Consider the following 18,556-nt stretch of genomic DNA (forward strand, 5'->3'; position numbering starts at 1 on the left):
AAGTTGGAACCATGCGGTTCCAACTAATTATGCGGTATTAGCATTTGTTTCCAAATGTTATCCCCCGCTTCGGGGCAGGTTACCCACGTGTTACTCACCAGTTCGCCACTCGCTCCGAATCTAAAAATCATTTATGCAAGCATAAAATCAATTTAGGAGAGCTCGTTCGACTTGCATGTATTAGGCACGCCGCCAGCGTTCGTCCTGAGCCAGGATCAAACTCTCATCTTAAGATGAAAAGCTTAACTTAGCTCTTCTGAATAAATTGTTATTTTATAAGCGAATTGACTTCGCAATGTTTAATTCTTACAACCAAGTTGTAAGTTCCTTACACATCATCGATTATCAATCTTGTTCAGTTTTCAAAGATCTACCANATATCAAGTGTTGTCTCAATTGACAACTATTTAATATTACCAAATTATCAACACTGTGTCAATAACTTTTTTTATTTATTTCGTTGATGAATGTTTTCACATCAACGTTTGTCGCTCATCGACAACAATAAATATTATGCCATCTTGTTAACGTAAAGTCAACAGTTTTTTTATTGAATTTTTAACGTTTTAACGAGGTTTTTGACCGCCTCATCAACAGCAATATTTATATTATCAAAATATCGACACCGCGTCAACATTAATTTCAAAATAAAAAGGACGACTTTTAAAGTCGTCCTTTTGTTTTGAAACTATTTTAATTCAGGTGCGTCTGTCTTGTATAAGTTCAAAGTATCTTTCTTCTTCGACTTATTCAATAGATCAGTCTTTTTCTTTTTATCCATTTCCTTAAGAAGCTTCATTCCGTCAGCGTACTTGTAACTGTATGACTTCTTATCTACCTTCTTGAAGCCCTTAGGGTTGTAGAAACGTAGTAAGTCACCTAGAACTACCTTATCTGATAGAGATAGTTCAGTTGTAACGTGGTTTTGCATCTTCTTGATTTCAGCAGCTTGCTTCTTGTTTGGTGTAATTTGTTTACCAGTCTTAGTTAGGTATACACTTCCACCTACTACTGTGTATTCTGGAGATACAAAGTCTCCGTTTCTGAATGCAACAACTTGGTTTCTCTTCTTAGATAACAAGTCATTACCGAATTGGATAGTATTATCATCCTTTACCCCTAATAGATGTAATAGTGTTGGTAATACGTCAATTTCTCCACCGTAAGTGTGGTCAATTCCACCCTTTAGTCCGTCCATGTGAATCATGAATGGAACCTTTTGGAATTGCGCTAAGTCGAAGCTGTTAATAGACTTCTTGTGTAGTAATTGAGCAATAGCTGGTCTATGGTTGTTTGAAATACCATAGTGGTCACCATATAGCACAATCATACTGTTCTTCATTAAACCTGTCTTAGTTAGGTAATTCATAAATTCACCAAAGGCTTGGTCTAAGTAGTGAGCAGTTTGTACATATGGATCAACAGTATTATCACCAGTCTTAGTTGCTGGGAATGATACGTTTTGCTTATCCAATTCATATGGATAGTGGTTAGTTAATGTAATTAGTTTTGCATAGAATGGTTGTGGTAATTGTTGGATGTATTGTGCAGCATCCTTGAAGAAGATCTTATCCTTCAAACCATAACCAACACTGTATGATGGTTTTTCAGTGTAGTAGTTTGAATCAAAGAAGTATTGGTATCCCCATGACTTGTATGCATTATCTCTATTCCAGAAACTAGGCACATCCCCATGGAATGCAGCAGTACTGTAACCCTTTTGAGCTAAAATAGCTGGAGCAGCTTGGTATGTGTTTTGAGTACCATAAGTAACCATTGCTGATCCTTCTGGTAGACCGAATAGTGAGTTTTCTAACATCATTTCAGCATCAGAGGTCTTACCTTGTGCTACTTGGTGGTAGAAGTTATCAAATGATAATGTATTTTGGTTATGGTAGAACTTGTTTAGGTTTGGAGTTACTTCCTTACCGTCAACTTTGTAATCAATTAAGAATTGTTGGAAACTTTCCAAATGAATGATAAAGACATTCTTACCCTTAGCCTTACCGTAGTATTCAATATTAGACTTACTACGATTATGCTTTAGATATGTAAGGACACTATTTAAATCAGATGGTTTAGCTTCAGCTCTAGTTTCACTTTCCTTGTGAGTTTGATATGCATTAAATGCTGCATATTCATTTAAACCAAGGTACTTAACAATGTAGTTGTTATCAAAAGTTCTTGTTAATAGACCTGATCTATCTGCATTAGATACACCAAATTCAGCAAACATCAATACTAAGGATAAGATGGTAATTGCAAAGGCATTTCTCTTCTTAAATGGAGCATGGTCAACCTTAATTACTCTGAATAGTAGTAATAAAATCAATACAATGATATCGATAAATACGAAGAAATCTAATGGATGTAAGATTTCAGCTAAACTCTTACCAAGGTTGTTTTGAACAGTACCTGAACCCTTAATGATTCCAAATGATAGGAAGTCAGAGAATTCACGGTAGTATAAAACGTTGGCAAAAATCCAAATTGATTCGATTAAATCAATGATAATCATTAGCCAGTATGCTAGCTTACCTCTAAAGTACAAAGCAATCCCAAAGATTAGTAATGCAGCTGGTAGTGGGTTAACAGCCAATAGGAATTGTTGAATACCACCCTTTGCACCTAAGGTAAAATCAATACGGTATGAAATATATGTTTTTAACCAGAATAAGGCCACAATTAATACAAAAAAGCCAAATTTTGTATTAAAGAACCTTCTGGTGTTCTTAATATGACTAGACATTTCTATGCCTCCAAAATAAAAAATATAAAGTGTTAGTAAATTTACTTATCAATCTTATTGGGACGAATAAAGAATGCTACCGCCCCTAAAATCATTCCTAAGTAATAAGTTATCAAGCGCCAAGCAATTAACGCGAGAATTAACTTCGTGTTATTGGTGATAAAACTCTTGAACAGTGTTTCAAAACTGTACTCTGCTCCCCCAGCTCCTCCTGGAATTGGGAATAGTGAGATTATCATAAAGATTAATACGTGTAAGCTAACAATCATGATGATGTTAACTTGATCAAATCCTAATGCCAAGATGATGAAGTATGGAATTAGGTAGTAGAAAGCTAGTTGGAAGAAAGTAATAACAATAATCTTTAACATTAGCTTCCATTGTTTAGCGATTCTGATGCTTTCCATATGGAATGTATCTATTTTGTTGTCTAACATCTCTTTGAATGAAAGATACTTTTCATCCTTCATAAAGATTTTAAGTGGTTTTACCAAATTATCAACCAGTTTCTTAGTAAATGTATACCAATACATGATTAATAACAAGGCGACAATTACAAATAGGTGAACGAAGAAGCCGAACAGTACCAGCCAAGCCAGATAGTGTAACTTTTCTTCCACATATTGGAACCCGACAATAAGACTCAAAATGAAATTAATTACTATCATGGTTTGAAAGACAACAAACTTCATCAATAACGTTGAACTGGCCTTACCAGCATCCACGCCCGTTTGAACCATTACATATAGTTGACCTGGTTGTCCACCTGATGAGAATGGTGTGATTCCGTTGAATAGTTGTTCTACCAATGGGACTCTAATTGCATCCCACCAAGTAAAGTGATCAACTTGGGTATCAACGATTGTCTTAGTAACCACCGCTTCTAGTCCTAGGTATAGCAACATACATAGGAAGGCAACGGCAATCCACCACCAATTAATAGTAAAAAAATCTGCAATCAATACATCCATATTGATATCTCTGATGAAATACCAAAAAATCAGTATTCCAATTAGAAACATCATAAAGAACGTTATTACATTTCTCTTCGACATTACTATCCCTCTTTTATCTGACCTTTATAGAATTTATGCCAAGTTGAAGCTAGATGATCTTCTGAATAGTAATCAGATGCAGCTAGTGCTTTATCAGACAATTCTTTTAGTTCATCTCGATTATCAATTAAGCGATGTAAACTATCATTCATTTCTTCAAAAGTAGTAAATGGTTCATAGTAACCACTGATGATTTCTTTATATAAATCTAAACTTCTAAGCATTACTGGAGTTCCACAGGAGAATGCTTCCAGTACTGACATTGGGAACAATTCGTTAAATGATGGTAGTAAGAATAAATCAGCAACGTTGTAGTATTGAACTAATTTATCACGATCAACAATTCCTGGGAATTTTAGGTTTGCGGGTGGATTATCTACCAATAGTTTTAAGTTCTTGTATCCATCAGTAATTTTACCAAATGAAAAACCACCTGCCCAAATAAATTCGACATTTGGGTTTTCTTCTGCTAGTTTGGCAAAATCAAGGATTCCCTTTCTAGTTTGCACCTGACCAGTTCCTACTACTACGAATTTATCTTTATCAATACCAAGTTCTTTTCGAGCAGCAAGCTTTTCGTCTTCGGTGAAAGGATAGAATTCCTTTTTGCTAACGAAATTTGGAATGTAAGTAATTTTATCACGATTAATCCCATATGCTTCCAACTTAGGTATAAAAGTTGGATTAACTACTACAATATGTTCCATTCGTTTGTAAAACGCAATTACATACTTATAAAAAATCCATTTGATTGGCTTGGGTAGACTCAAGCTTCCTTCCAGTGTTTCTGGTAGAAAGTGTACGTACCCAATTCTTCTTCCACGTTTCTTTTGGAAAGTAGAAAAGTAATATCTTAGATTAATTGTATGGTAGTGAGTAATATCAGATTTCTTTGGATCATTGATTTCAATGTCAAACTCATCTGAAAAACGCTTTTCCATTAATTTAATTAACTCTAGATAGGCACTACCAACTCCTTGTCCCTTTACCTTGTCGGCAGTTGAAAACATATCTATTTTTATCATAAATCCTCCTAGTCGCTTATCCCATTATCATCGCTAAATTCTTTGTTGAAATCTAATTGGGCACTCTTATAAAAGGCCACAATTCGATTGGCAAAGTTTTCAGATGATATTTCATGTAACTTAGTTCGTCTAAGTTCTTCCTTTGATTGATCTGGTTTAGCTTTAGTTTGATTCAAGTATTCCAACACGCTTGAAACATAGCCATCTTTATTTGAGAAGGTCATCCCTAATGCCTTATCACTTAATAGGTCCTCAGTATATGGACTTGATGCAACCACTACCTTCACTCCGGCAGCCATTGCTTCAATATAAGTTAAACCTTGTGATTCAGAATTAGATGTCGATACAAACAAGTCGGCATCTCGGTAATATTTATATACCTCATCGTTGTTAATTTCACCAACAAATTTAACGTTGGCATTTAGCTTCATGTCATCGACTTGTTTTTTCAAGTCATCTCCGGCTGGACCATCTCCCACAATTACTAATTGGGTTAATGGTTTGTCAGCCAAGATTGTTGGCATGCAGTTAATTAATTCTTTGATGTTTTTTTCGTAAGCCAAACGACTCACTGATAATAACACAGGAGCGTCTTCATCGACCCCTAAATATTTACGTAAATCAAAATCAGATTGAGTCGCAAATTTATTGATATTAATTCCGGTTGGGATAATCCTAATCGGACTCTTTACCCCGTATCTAACTAATGTATCTAGTACTTTTTTACTTGGCGCCACTACCCCTGACATGTTGTGACAAAATGCTAAGGTTGCATCTTTAACATGTACCGGTCTTAATAGCTTACCCTTGGCTACGTAATGTAAGTAGTCTTCATACATTGTGTGATAAGTATGTACACATGGGATTCTTAAGAACTTCGCCACGAACTTACCGATAATTCCCATTGAGAACTCAGTCTGTGTATGAATAATGTCCAAGTTAAGTTTCTTAGCAATTTGATAAGCTTGAATCATTCCCCTTACCGCGATTCTGCGGTCAGTAAAAGAAATAAAGGGGATACTGGAAAATCTAAAAATATTCTTTTCGTATGTGGCCTTATCAACGTGAGGATCAGTTGTAGTAAAGATATACACCTGATGACCATCTTTTTCCAATTGATCTTTTAATGTCTTAATGGATGTGGCAACCCCACTGACCTGTGGAAAATAAGTATCCGTAAAAATTCCAATATTCATAGTAGCACCTCCTTTTCTTTTATTATTAATTATTTGTAATTATATTGTTTTGCTGTTTGCATTGCAAACTCATGTGAATGCCATAATTCCCTATTTTAATAAAAAAAACGAGCCAGAACAATTCTATCGAAGTAGTTGTTTCCATATTCGTTCAATAATGACAATGAACTATTATGACAACCAAACATAAAATATTTCTGACTCATTATTTTAATAGACGTACCATATATAACTTGTAATTAATCAGTTAATCCTTCATCTTTGAATGACTTTGCAATTGCTTCAATTGCGTCTTTTTCATCAGGACCATCAGCAATAACAGTTACTTCGGCGTTTTGACCAACACCTAATGACATAACACCCATGATTGACTTTAAGTCAACAGTGTTGCCAAGGTATTCTAGTTTTAATTCTGATTTGAATTTAGTAGCAGTTTGAACTAAAAGTGTTGCAGGACGAGCATGGATTCCAGTTTCAGAAACAACTTTAAATTGACGTTTTTCCATTTTGAAAATCTCCTTTTATTCTTATACTAATTTTAGAATATCAATTAATGTGATAAAACTCAACATTTTTAACTATTGGTACCACTATCAGATAGGTAAGTATACGTAATTACACCGTTCTGATCGGCCTTCCCTATCACGCGCTTTCTGGTATCAAAGTTCATATATGCAACTTGAAACTCAGCGAACTCGTCGGGTTTGACTACCAATTCTTTGATTTTGTTGTCTTTTAGGTCATTTAATAATTCAGTATAATTCTTATCTGCGATAATTATATTCCCTCTTTCAATATATATTATATACGATTGCTACTAATTAAAACATATCATAATTAAAAAATATGAAAAAAATAGCCATTATTTTAATCTAATCAAATTGCTTGCACTAAATTTACGATGAGTTATAATATTTCTACAAATGGTCAGTAAAGGTCAAAATAATCTTTAACCATTTAGTTGTTTTCAGAAAGGAGCAGTCGTATGAAATGTGAAAACTGCCATATAAATGAGGCAACCATTCATTTACTCGTCAATTTCAATGGCGAAAAAAGACATATTGATATTTGTCAGGACTGTTACCAAAAATTGAGTCAGCAATCCGAACAATATCGTAATAACGGAGGTGTTGATATGATGAATGATCCATTTGGTTTTAGTAGCTTAGATGACTTATTTAACGCGATGAATCAAAGCAATCAAAATTCTATCCGCCGTCCTGAGAATAATCAGCAAAAAAATAACAATAACAACAATTCCAACTCTGTGTTAGCAAAGTATGGATATGATTTAACCGACTTAGCAAAAAAGAACAAGATTGATCCTGTTATCGGTCGTGATAAGGAAATCGATCGTGTGATTGAAATCCTAAACAGAAGAACCAAGAATAACCCTGTTCTAATTGGTGAAGCCGGTGTTGGTAAGACTGCTGTGGTCGAAGGACTAGCACTAAAGATTGCTCATCATGACGTTCCAGATAAGTTAAAGAACAAACGTGTCATCAGATTAGATGTTGTATCCATTGTTCAAGGAACATCTATGCGTGGTCAATTCGAACAAAGAATGCAAGAACTAATCAAGGAAGTTCAATCCAACAAGAACATCATTTTATTCATTGATGAAATTCATGAAATTATGGGTGCTGGTAATGCCGACGGTGCCATGGATGCAGGAAACGTTTTAAAGCCTGCTTTAGCTCGTGGTAGTTTCCAACTAATTGGTGCTACTACCTTAAACGAGTACCGTGGAATCGAAAAGGATTCAGCACTTGCTCGTCGTTTCCAAACCGTCCAAGTTGATGAACCTTCATTGAAACAAGCACTTCATATCTTAAACGGTATCAAGGGCCGTTATGAAAAGTATCACCATGTCAAATACAGTGATGATGCCATCAAGGCTGCGGTTTACCTATCAAACCGTTACATCCAAGATCGTTTCTTGCCAGATAAGGCTATCGACTTAATCGATGAAGCTGGTTCTAAACTTAATATCAAATCAGACGTTAAGTCACCTGATGATTTAAAGGAAGAACTAAGCAAGTGCGAAAGCGAAAAAAAGGATGCCCTACAAAAGGAAGACTATGAAAAGGCCGCCTTCTATCGTGATAAGATTGAAGAACTTAACTACAAGTTAAAGGACTTCGACGAATCCGATAATACCTACCCTACTGTATCTACGAAGGATATCGAAGGAATTATCGAATCAGTCACCAAGATTCCTGTTGGGCAATTGCAAGAACAAGAACAGGATAATTTAAAGGACTTAGACAAGAAACTTGCTGGTAGCGTGATTGGACAAAACCAAGCAATCGAAAAGGTTGCTCGCGCTATCAAACGTAATCGAATTGGTTTCAACGGAACCGGTCGTCCAATCGGATCATTCCTATTTGTAGGAACTACCGGAATTGGTAAGACTGAACTTGCAAAGCAATTAGCTAAGCAACTATTCGGTTCCAAGGAAGCAATGATTAGATTTGACATGTCCGAATACCGTGAACCACATTCAATTTCCAAACTAATCGGTTCTCCTCCTGGCTACGTTGGTTACGATGAAGCCGGTCAATTAACCGAAAAGGTAAGAAGAAATCCTTACAGTCTAATTCTTTTCGATGAAATTGAAAAGGCTCACCCAGACGTTTTACACGCCTTTCTCCAAATCCTAGACGATGGTCGTTTGACCGACTCTAAGGGAAGAACCGTATCATTCAAGGATACTGTCATCATCATGACAAGTAACGCCGGTACCGGTGCTTCCACTGCTAGTGTTGGTTTTGGTGCCGAAGCTAATAACAAGACTCATTCGGTATTGAATAAGTTAGGTGATTACTTCAAACCAGAGTTCCTAAACAGATTCGATGATATCGTCGAATTTAACCAACTAAGCAAGGATGACTTGAAGAAGATTGTCAGCTTGATGCTAGACAACGTTAACAAGATGCTTGAAAACCGTGGTATCACCATCGATGTTTCTGATGCTGCCAAGGATAAACTAGTCGAAAAAGGTTACAACCCAGAAATGGGTGCGCGTCCACTTCGCCGTGTAATCCAAGAAGAAGTTGAAGATAAGGTCGCTGACTATTATCTAAACAACCCAAGTAGCAAACACCTAAGCGTTGAGGTCAACGATGAAAACAAAGTATTCGTTAACGCAAAATAATTGAACAGATATAAAAAACAGCTAAGACTTATTCTTAGCTGTTTTTTTAACTTTTTTTGTACTATCATATGTTAATATGGTTATTAGAGAGGAGGAAAAGGTATGTTTCATTTTATTCATGACATCATTCGTTTGTTTAAACCCAAACGTCAACCAGATGAACAACAAGCAAATGACTTCACAGATTTCACAACGCAAACCGTTGATGAACCCGTAGAAGCCCATGCCGATAATATTGAAAAAAACCCTTCTCCTTCTCCTAAACCAAGGGCAAAGATGACTATCTACTATGTAGATGAAGACGGTCACTATCTTCACGAGTTCAACGTAATCCACGGGTTCGTCGGTGATCCAGTCAGTTTCATCATCCCCGATTTTGATCACTATGTTTTATTCAAAATAATGGGTGTTTCCACCTACATGCAAAAAGAAGATAACCAAGTCACCCTTCAATATAACCGATTGAATGGAAAACCAGTTAATATTTTCTTCATTAACTATGATACATATTCAATGATTCGTCTTCCTCAAATGGCAATCGGTAAATATAACAACGAATTTCAAATTAACATCCCAGAACTATCTGGTTTTAAACTAATCAACTATTCAGGCGATTCAAATGGTATCTTTGATGACTATATGAAGCATTTAATCATCTACTACCGTCGAAATGATTGGCACAGCGTCCAAAAGGACACTTTCTACATTCGTTTAAGAGAATACACCAGAGTCTACAGTGACACTAATGGTGATGTGCTTCACGTCTTATTACCAAAGAAAAGTATTTGGAAGGTATTCTATCAAGTCACCACTGACGACGCTCTGTGGTTAAACATCGGGCCAAACCAATGGATTGTCGATAGAAACTTCTACAGAATGCAATATCCATTCGCAAAAGAGTTAACCAACACAGATTCTTGGAAAATTAAAAAGGTGCACTACACTGCAACGATTGAAAATGATAACCACCAGAGCGTGGCTGTTTACAACTTCCCTTACGGTAGCTGTATCGGATTCTTGCACAATGGTAATTCCTTCTTCGTTACCCAGGAAATTGTTGATCAAAACAATGTCCAATGGGTCGAAATTAATAATCTTCACTACATCGTTTCCGATGACGTAAAAAAGAGCTTAGATAATATCTAAGCTCTTTTTGTTTTATAGTTTTGAAGTAAGTTCTACATCAGGATACTTTTCCTTAAACCAACGTTCAGCAAATGAGTTTTCGAATAAGAACAATGGATCACCATGACCATCTTTTACCAAGATGTTTCTAGATGAAGACATCTTTTCGTCTAATTGGTCTGGGTTAATCCAACGAGCAGTCTTGCTACCCATTGGTTCCATTACAACTTCAGAATTGTATTCGTTTTGCATTCTGAATTGGAAAACTTCGAATTGAAGTTGACCCACGGCACCTAGGATGTAGTCACCGGTAGTGTAAGATGTGTAAAGTTGAACCGCACCTTCTTGAACTAGTTGTTGGATTCCCTTGTGGAATGATTTTTGTTTCATAACATTCTTAGCAGAAACCTTCATGAATAGTTCAGGTGTAAATTGAGGTAACTTGGTGAACTTAACATCACGTTTATCAGAGTAAATGGTATCACCGATTTGGAAGTTACCAGTATCATATAAACCAATGATGTCACCAGCTACGGCATTTTCAACGTTTTCACGAGTGTTAGCCATGAACTCAGTCACGTTAGATAGACGTAGTTTCTTTTGGTTTCTTTCCAAAGTAACGTCCATACCACGTTCAAACATTCCAGAACATACACGCACGAATGCAATACGGTCTCTATGCTTAGGATTCATGTTAGCTTGAATCTTAAAGATGAAACCAGTGAATTGTTCATCTTCAGGTTCTACTTCAACGTCGTTTTCAGTTTCGTGTTCACCTGGTTTTGGCGCAAAGTTTAGATATGCATCTAAGAAAGTCTTTACCCCAAAGTTAACCAAAGCTGAACCGAAGAATACGGGAGTTTGTTCACCATTCTTAATCTTTTCTTCGTCGAATGGATTACCCGCTTCAGTGATTAGATCCATGCTTTCTTTAGCATCTTGGTAAACACTGTCATCAGCTAACTTGTTGTCTTCTAACAAGTTACCGTCTTCATCCAATGGTAAGTATGGATTGTTTTCATCTTCTGGACGGTATAGTTCGACACGTTTGTTGTATCGATCGTATAGTCCTCTTAGAATTTTTCCAGAACCGATTGGCCAGTTCATTGGGTATCCTTCGATTCCCAAGACATCTTCTAGTTGACTGATTAATTCCATTGGGTCTCGACTATCACGGTCAAGTTTGTTCATGAAAGTAAAGATTGGAATTCCACGCATCTTACAAATTTGGAATAATTTCTTAGTTTGTGGTTCAATCCCTTTGGCAGCATCAATAACCATGACTGCAGAGTCAACGGCCATCAAAGTACGGTAAGTATCTTCTGAGAAATCTTGATGCCCTGGGGTATCCAAGATGTTGATACGCTTACCAGCGTAATCAAATTGCATCACTGAACTAGTAACGGAAATTCCACGTTTCTTTTCAATTTCCATCCAGTCAGACTTTGCAAAGTTACCTGACTTCTTAGCCTTAACAGTACCGGCTTCACGCACAATTCCACCAAACAATAGTAATTGTTCAGTAATTGTAGTCTTACCAGCATCCGGGTGAGAGATGATGGCAAAAGTACGACGTTTATCAACGCTTTGCTCTATTTTTTTATTGCCCATTATTCGAATCCTTCCGTTTTATAATATATAAATACAATTGTAACATATTAAAACAATCTTCCATATGTGAATTAAAAAACATCCCCGATTAAATCGAGGATGTCTTTTTTATTTCTTCCAATCGTCTTCGTCAGTAAGACCTAAGTCTTTCTTGATCTTAGAAGTTGAAATACCTTCAGTTCTTGGTAGGTAAACGACTTTACAGTAGTCCTTTAGGAAGTCGAACTTGCCTTCCCAATCATCTCCCATAACGAAGATGTCGATGTTGTTATCAACAACGTCTTTAATCTTTTGGTCCCAGTTGTTTTCTGGAATCACGTGATCAACGTAACGAATAGCTTCTAAAACATACTTTCTGTCTTCGTATGAAGTGTAAGCCTTCTTACCCTTTTCAGCGTTAAATTCGTCGGTAGAAACACAAACTGTTAAGTCGTCCCCTAATTCCTTGGCACGTTTTAATAAACGAACATGACCCTTGTGTAGTAGGTCAAATGTTCCATAAGTAATTACTTTTGTCATATTATCTCCTGCTTTGTCTCTCTTTGTTTTTGCTAACTCATTTGTGTGATTGTTCAATCATCCAAATACTGTAGATGTATTGCACGACCACTTTCACAACGGCATATAGTGGAATTGCTAGAATCATTCCCATTAAACCAGCAATATTTCCGGCAGCCATTAAGATAATTATAATGGTAAGTGGATGAATATTCAAAGACTTTCCGATTACATTTGGATAAACCAAGTTACCGTCTAGTTGTTGAACAATGATTACCACGATTACCACCCATACTAATTCACTGATACTGGTAGAAAGTGCAACGAATACTGATGGCATAATTCCAATGTATGGACCAACGTATGGAATAATGTTACAGATTCCGGCAAACACCCCTAGTAGTAGTGCATACTTTTGGCCGATTAGAACGTATCCGATGGATGTAAATACACCAACGAATAAACATTCAATCATTTGACCACCAATGTAATGAGAAATGGTGTCACTCATCTTGCCTAATAGTTTGATGGTTCTACGACGACTTCTTGGTGGTAGCATCTTAGCGATGTTTGGAATCATCTTGTGACCATCTTTTAACATGTAGAACAGTACCACTGGAACGGTAATCATCACAATCACGGCTGAAGCAGCGGTTGAAATAATTGATCCGACACTAGAAGTAATTCCACCTAAGCTGTGTTGGAAGTAGTTGTAAACGTAATTTTGTAAAGAAGAAATGTATTCAGATGAATAGAATTTCTTAAAGATACCCTTTTGACTGTGCACTTCCACATAGTGGTTAATGTCGTCTGCAATCTTTGGTAGGTTCGTAACCAGGTTGGTTACCTGGGTTACCAAACGTGGTAGAAATGATGAAAATACATATACGATTATTCCAATTAGAAATATGTATACAATCAAAATTGCCCAGTTACGGGAAATTCTTTTGGTTTTACTAATTTTGATTTTCATTAATAGGTTAACCACTGGGTTTAACATGTAGAACAATACCCCAGCGATTAGGATTGGCATGAATACTGCTGAGATAAACATCCCAATTGGGCTGAAAATAAACTCAAGTTTTGTACATATCCAGATAATGCTTACGACCAGTAGCAACTCCACTGTCCATAGTACTATCGAGGAATTTTTAATTTTATTAAACATATTCGAAACCTCCAATAACCATTATACCATTTTATTCATCCATATTTTTATCATCTATGAATGAATTGATATCATCCATATCAAAACCTTTACGGTAAAGTGCTTGCTTGGTCTTCATGACTCTTTTCATCCCATCGTACTTACGATTACGATGCCAAATCTTGTCACCTTGTTGTCTCAATAAGTCCATTTGGTCTTCTTCATCGACTTGAAAGTCCATGTCCTCCATAACGCTTAAAACAACGTCGGTTGGATAACCCTTCTTCATCAATGCTAGTTTGGTTTTATCCAAACGGTTCTTATAAGCGTCACGTTTATGCTTTTTGAAAATTTTGTCGGCTTGAATTTGGCAGTTTTCAACCATTTCTTCGTGTGAATAGAAGTTATTCAAGGCGTTTTCAATCAAGTTTTCGTTGATTTGTTTTTCCTTTAACTTATAAAAGACGTTGGATGGTCCCTTATCCTGCTTCTTTACTTCTGTTCGCACGTAACTGTCAGCGTAGCTTTGATCATTGACCAGTTTTAATTCAACTAGCTTTTGCATGACTGCAGCAATGTGTTGTTCGTTTTCACTATAGGTTTGCAGTTTCTTTACGACTTCGTTTTCAGTTCTTAATTGGTGGGATAAGAAGTTAATCGCCTTACTGTAAAGTTTTGAAATATCATCGGCATTGACTAGCTCTTCTTTTAGCTCGTCGTCGATTTCCATTCCCTTAAAGATACGATATTTAATCATTACGTTTTCACTGATTGGAAACGCGTATACCCCGTCTACATAAACATTAAAACGCCCTTTTCTTTTTTGGGCTTCAATCATGGTGATTTTAGATGCCATTACTCTCACTCCTTTATTTAACATCCCATTTTACATTTGGTATAATTAGTTATCAGATTGCGAAAGGACGTATATTACTTTGAAAGCACATGTAGTTTTTGCAACCATCACAGGTAACAACGAAGACGTCGCTGATATCGTTACTGAAGGCCTAGAAGATTTAGGCGCTGAAGTTACCCAAACCGAAATTTCACAAACAGATGCGCAAGATTTTGAAGATGCAGATATCTGTGTCGTTTGTGCATACACCTACAACGAAGGTCACCTTCCAGAAGAAGGATTAGACTTCTTCGACGACTTAGGTGACTTAGATCTTTCAAACAAGGTCTTTGGTGTTGCCGGTTCTGGTGATATCTTCTACGAAGAATTCTTCAATACTTCAGTTGATGACTTCATCAACCAATTCAAGAAGACTAACGCCACTCAAGGTTTTGAAGGTGTTAAAATCAACTTGGAACCAGATGAAGACGACATTGAAAAACTTGACGAATTTGCCTCAAGTTTAGTTGATACTTACAAAAAAATAAATGGTTAAAAAGAAAATCGTTGATGTTTATCAACGATTTTTTTGTTTTGCAATCTTATCTCTTCTTGTTTGGAATAAATGATTTGATGCTAGGCTTTCTACCCTTAATCTCGACGTTCTTCACATCTTGCACGGATGCATTAATGACAGCCCCTAAAATCAATATCATCCCAATAATGTATAACCAAAGCATTAAAATCACAAAGGTTCCCAATGCTTTATAGGCATCGACACTACGAGCGAAGTAGTGAAGATAAATGGAGAATCCTTTGGATAGACCAATCATACCGATTGTCACAATCAATGATCCCATCCAAACATAACGCCACTTGGTGTTTACGTTTGGCACGAAATAATACATCAATAGCACCAATAGGAATACCCCAATGATGGTCAATGGATATCTCAACAGGATAAATAGTCCCACATTCATCTTGGATAGTCCCATTAGGTAAGCTGAGTAGCTAATGATGACCTTTCCAAAACCAAAGAATAATAGAAAAATCCCTAACGATATTACCAACAATAGCATCCAAATAAACGAAACAATTCGATTCATCAGATTACTTTCGTTTTTTATTCCATACGATGAGTTAACCGCACGTTGAAACGCTGCTAAGGCTCGACTGGCTGACCATATGGCCACGATTAACCCGATTGACAACTTATCGGCATTGGCACCCTTCAAGGCGGAAATAACGATTGGACTAACTGTCTTGAAAACCGTTGATGGTAACAATGGTTCTAGATAGTCTAGGATTTCGTATTGGTTAACGTGTAACAATTCCAGTAGGTTTCCAACAATGATGGTCGCTGGAAATAGTGATAGCAAAGAATAAAAGGCAATCACAACTGCTGAATCGGATACGTTTGATTCTTTATAGTGCTTTTTTATGACTAGGAAGAAATGCTTCCATTTTCTAGCGGTGTCTTTATTAAGCTTCATTATGATCACCACTTAGTTTATTAGCAGCAAACACTTCTTTAATTGCTTCTAGGATTTGCTTAGAAGCAGTTCCATCCCCATATGGGTTCTTGGCAGTGGCCATCTTCTTGTATTCTTCTGTATCGTCTAGTAATTGGTCAATGCTTGCACTAATCTTTTTTGGATCAGTTCCCACAAGCTTAAGGGTTCCTGCATCGACTCCTTCTGGACGTTCGGTCGCTTCTCTTAGTACCAATACTGGTTTACCTAATGAAGGAGCTTCTTCTTGCACCCCACCTGAGTCAGTCATGATGAAGTGACTGCGCGCTGCCATGTTATGGAAATCAACCACATCCAATGGTTCGATTAAGTGCACGCGGTTCACCCCATCGAAAACGCTGTGAGCGACAGATTGAACTGCTGGGCTCAAGTGAACTGGATATACGACTTCGATATCCTTTCTGTTCAATACTTCGTTTTTGATTGTTTCAAATGTACGACGCATTGGTTCACCTTGGTTTTCACGACGGTGCATGGTTAATAGAATAATCTTGTGGGTCTTATCGATATCATCTAACACGCTGTGGTGATAGTTTCTATCAACGGTTTGTTTTAACGCATCAATTGCGGTGTTCCCCGTAATATAGATACGGTCTTCTTTTAGGTTTTGTTTTAATAAATTCTCTTTACTTAATTCAGTTGGTGCAAAGTACACATCAGAAAGAATGTCGGTCATTTGACGGTTCATTTCTTCAGGATATGGTGAGTACTTGTCCCAGGTTCTAAGGCCCGCTTCAACGTGACCCAGTGGAATTTGGTGATAAAATGCGCTGACAGCAGCGGCAAAAGTGGTTGTGGTATCACCATGCACCAAGATGATATCTGGTTTGGCTTCGTTAATAATACTGTCTAGTTTGTTAATGACAGTGGTTGTAATTGAACTTAATGTTTGTTGTGCTTTCATTACGTGTAAATTGTAATCAGCTTCAATATGGAAAATATCCATAACTTGATCTAGCATTTCTTTATGTTGGCCAGTCAAAACTGTGATGGGTTGAAACTCATCTAAATTATTTTTCATTTCTAGAATGATTGGAGCCATCTTAATAGCTTCTGGACGAGTTCCAAAGATGGTCATCACTTTAATCGGTTTTTTCAAGATTATGCCTCCACAAAAAAGTATATTTATCTAATTATAACAAAATAATGCCGCGGTTGCCGACCTAAATACATCTTAATAAAAATTTAGTGCTATCTATGAAAACCTTTTTGAAGTATTATGATAAAATATAAATAATTATGGATTAATGAAGGAGGTTACAATTATGGAAACTATTGGTTTAATTGTACCCTGTTATAATGAGGAACCTTCCATTAAAATCTTTTATGACGAAGTCGAACGTGTCTTCAGCGAAATGCACGCTAACCACGTTGACTACAATCATGAATACTGGTTTATTAATGATGGTTCTTCTGACAACACTTTAGAAGAAATTAAGAAGTTACGCGAAAACGATGAAAACGTTCATTACGTATCATTCTCACGTAACTTTGGTAAGGAATCTGCAATGTCAGCTGGATTAGAAAACGTTGGTGGTGACTATGTCGCCGTTATGGACGTGGACTTACAAGATCCACCTGCACTACTTCCTCAAATGATTAAGTACATAAAAGAAGACGATTACGACGTCGTTGGCTGTGTGCAAAAGAGTAGAAAACAAAACTTTGTGAGAGCTTTCCTATCTTCAAGTTTTTACAAGGTTATCAACAAAATGTCTGACGTTGAAATCAAACAAAACGTTAGAGATTACCGTCTAATGACTCGTCAATACGTTGACAATGTTTTGAAATTAACTGAATACAACCGTTTCACTAAGGGAATCTTTAGTTGGGTCGGTTTTAAAACTAAATACATCGAATACGATGGTGTTGAAAGAGCTGCCGGTGAATCGCACTGGTCTCTATACCAACTACTTGAATATTCATTGGAAGGAATCGTCGACTTCTCAGATGTCCCACTTAAAGTGGCAACCTGGGTCGGTGGTGTTTCATTCTTCCTATCATTGATTGGACTAATCTTTGTTATTTTAAGAGCTATTTTATTCGGCGGATCCGTATCTGGATGGCCATCACTAGTATCAATTATTCTATTAATCAACGGTGTTCAACTATTCTGTCTAGGAATCGTTGGTAACTACATCGGAAAGATTTACTTAGAAACAAAGCATCGTCCTAAATATATTGTGAAAGAGAAGAAATAATGAAAAATTTGTGGAATAAATACAAACAAGTAATTGCTTACTTGTTTTGGGGTGTATTAACCACTGTTATCGACATTGCCGTTGCATTAGTGCTTTATCACCTAGTACCAAACATGTATGTATTCTGGAACACATTTATCGCTTGGGTAGCCAGCGTATTATTCGCCTACTTCACCAACAGAAAATGGGTATTTGAATCAAAAGCAAGTACCGCAAAAGAATACATTTCCGAAATGATTTCGTTCTTCCTTGGCCGTGTGGCTTCATTAATTTTAGAAGAAATCATCCTAATGATTGGTGTTAACATCATCAGTCAAAATAACTTTGATTTGCTAAAAATCTTTGGTCAGATTGTTGTAATTGCCTTTAATTACTTCTGGTCCAAGTTCGTGGTTTTCGTTAACCACAAAGAAAAATAAAAAAAG

At 36.6% G+C, this 18,556-nt stretch carries 16 protein-coding genes and 1 rRNA gene; 5 read left to right on the forward strand and 12 right to left on the reverse strand.

All coding sequences use genetic code 11. The features are described from left to right. The 6 genes from J3U50_RS01670 to J3U50_RS01695 all read right to left on the reverse strand — a co-directional run. Positions 1-231, reverse strand: a 16S ribosomal RNA gene (locus J3U50_RS01670); the annotation flags it as partial. Positions 232-688: 457 nt separating this feature from the next. Further along, on the reverse strand, positions 689-2,749 hold the full coding sequence (locus tag J3U50_RS01675; RefSeq protein ID WP_301945443.1) for an LTA synthase family protein: 2,061 nt from the start codon (positions 2,747-2,749) through the stop codon (positions 689-691). Positions 2,750-2,790: 41 nt separating this feature from the next. Further along, positions 2,791-3,804 carry a lysylphosphatidylglycerol synthase transmembrane domain-containing protein gene (locus J3U50_RS01680; RefSeq protein ID WP_034534826.1) on the reverse strand — a complete coding sequence of 338 codons (1,014 nt, stop codon included), beginning with the start codon at positions 3,802-3,804 and terminating at the stop codon, positions 2,791-2,793. Positions 3,805-3,806: 2 nt separating this feature from the next. Next, positions 3,807-4,829 (reverse strand): glycosyltransferase family 4 protein, encoded by a 1,023-nt coding sequence (locus J3U50_RS01685; RefSeq protein ID WP_301945444.1) that lies wholly within the window; start codon positions 4,827-4,829, stop codon positions 3,807-3,809. Positions 4,830-4,837: 8 nt separating this feature from the next. Next, complete coding sequence (locus tag J3U50_RS01690; RefSeq protein ID WP_054608294.1) at positions 4,838-6,025, reverse strand: glycosyltransferase family 4 protein; 1,188 nt, start codon at positions 6,023-6,025, stop codon at positions 4,838-4,840. Between the two features lie 239 nt (positions 6,026-6,264). Further along, complete coding sequence (locus tag J3U50_RS01695) at positions 6,265-6,531, reverse strand: phosphocarrier protein HPr (RefSeq protein WP_034531608.1); 267 nt, start codon at positions 6,529-6,531, stop codon at positions 6,265-6,267. A 479-nt stretch (positions 6,532-7,010) separates the two neighbouring features. On the opposite strand from J3U50_RS01695, the gene J3U50_RS01705 reads away from it, so the two are divergent. Both J3U50_RS01705 and J3U50_RS01710 read left to right on the forward strand, forming a co-directional pair. Next, positions 7,011-9,182 (forward strand): ATP-dependent Clp protease ATP-binding subunit, encoded by a 2,172-nt coding sequence (locus J3U50_RS01705; RefSeq protein ID WP_301945445.1) that lies wholly within the window; start codon positions 7,011-7,013, stop codon positions 9,180-9,182. Positions 9,183-9,284: 102 nt separating this feature from the next. Then, entirely contained in the window at positions 9,285-10,328 is a 1,044-nt protein-coding gene (locus tag J3U50_RS01710; protein ID WP_054608296.1) for a MucBP domain-containing protein, read from the forward strand. Positions 10,329-10,340: 12 nt separating this feature from the next. On the opposite strand, the gene J3U50_RS01715 is transcribed toward J3U50_RS01710, so the two are convergent. The 4 genes from J3U50_RS01715 to recX form a co-directional block, all read right to left on the reverse strand. After that, positions 10,341-11,918: a peptide chain release factor 3 gene (locus J3U50_RS01715; protein WP_053791907.1), complete on the reverse strand. Its 1,578-nt coding sequence runs from the start codon at positions 11,916-11,918 to the stop codon at positions 10,341-10,343. A gap of 108 nt (positions 11,919-12,026) precedes the next feature. Further along, positions 12,027-12,437, reverse strand: a complete 411-nt coding sequence (gene tagD / locus J3U50_RS01720; protein ID WP_034531602.1) for a glycerol-3-phosphate cytidylyltransferase — start codon at positions 12,435-12,437, stop codon at positions 12,027-12,029. 37 nt (positions 12,438-12,474) lie between these two features. Further along, positions 12,475-13,584 carry an AI-2E family transporter gene (locus tag J3U50_RS01725; RefSeq protein ID WP_054608297.1) on the reverse strand — a complete coding sequence of 370 codons (1,110 nt, stop codon included), beginning with the start codon at positions 13,582-13,584 and terminating at the stop codon, positions 12,475-12,477. A 31-nt stretch (positions 13,585-13,615) separates the two neighbouring features. Continuing rightward, positions 13,616-14,419: a recombination regulator RecX gene (gene recX, locus J3U50_RS01730; protein WP_301945446.1), complete on the reverse strand. Its 804-nt coding sequence runs from the start codon at positions 14,417-14,419 to the stop codon at positions 13,616-13,618. A gap of 79 nt (positions 14,420-14,498) precedes the next feature. On the opposite strand from recX, the gene J3U50_RS01735 reads away from it, so the two are divergent. Then, positions 14,499-14,954, forward strand: a complete 456-nt coding sequence (locus J3U50_RS01735; RefSeq protein ID WP_176589797.1) for a flavodoxin — start codon at positions 14,499-14,501, stop codon at positions 14,952-14,954. Between the two features lie 46 nt (positions 14,955-15,000). On the opposite strand, the gene J3U50_RS01740 is transcribed toward J3U50_RS01735, so the two are convergent. Both J3U50_RS01740 and wecB read right to left on the reverse strand, forming a co-directional pair. Beyond that, positions 15,001-15,891: a YihY/virulence factor BrkB family protein gene (locus J3U50_RS01740; protein ID WP_054608299.1), complete on the reverse strand. Its 891-nt coding sequence runs from the start codon at positions 15,889-15,891 to the stop codon at positions 15,001-15,003. Then, positions 15,881-17,008, reverse strand: a complete 1,128-nt coding sequence (wecB, locus tag J3U50_RS01745) for a non-hydrolyzing UDP-N-acetylglucosamine 2-epimerase (RefSeq protein ID WP_301945453.1) — start codon at positions 17,006-17,008, stop codon at positions 15,881-15,883. Before wecB ends, J3U50_RS01740 begins: the two co-directional genes overlap by 11 nt. 187 nt (positions 17,009-17,195) lie before the next feature. Between wecB and J3U50_RS01750 the strand changes: the two genes are divergently transcribed. After that, entirely contained in the window at positions 17,196-18,131 is a 936-nt protein-coding gene (locus tag J3U50_RS01750) for a glycosyltransferase family 2 protein (protein WP_034531593.1), read from the forward strand. After that, positions 18,131-18,550: a GtrA family protein gene (locus tag J3U50_RS01755; RefSeq protein ID WP_081006912.1), complete on the forward strand. Its 420-nt coding sequence runs from the start codon at positions 18,131-18,133 to the stop codon at positions 18,548-18,550. The genes J3U50_RS01750 and J3U50_RS01755 overlap by 1 nt, the downstream gene beginning before the upstream one ends. The last annotated feature ends 6 nt before the right edge of the window (positions 18,551-18,556 follow it).

Source organism: Lactobacillus sp. B3795, from assembly GCF_026535805.1.
Taxonomy (GTDB): Bacteria; Bacillota; Bacilli; order Lactobacillales; family Lactobacillaceae; genus Apilactobacillus; species Apilactobacillus kunkeei_C.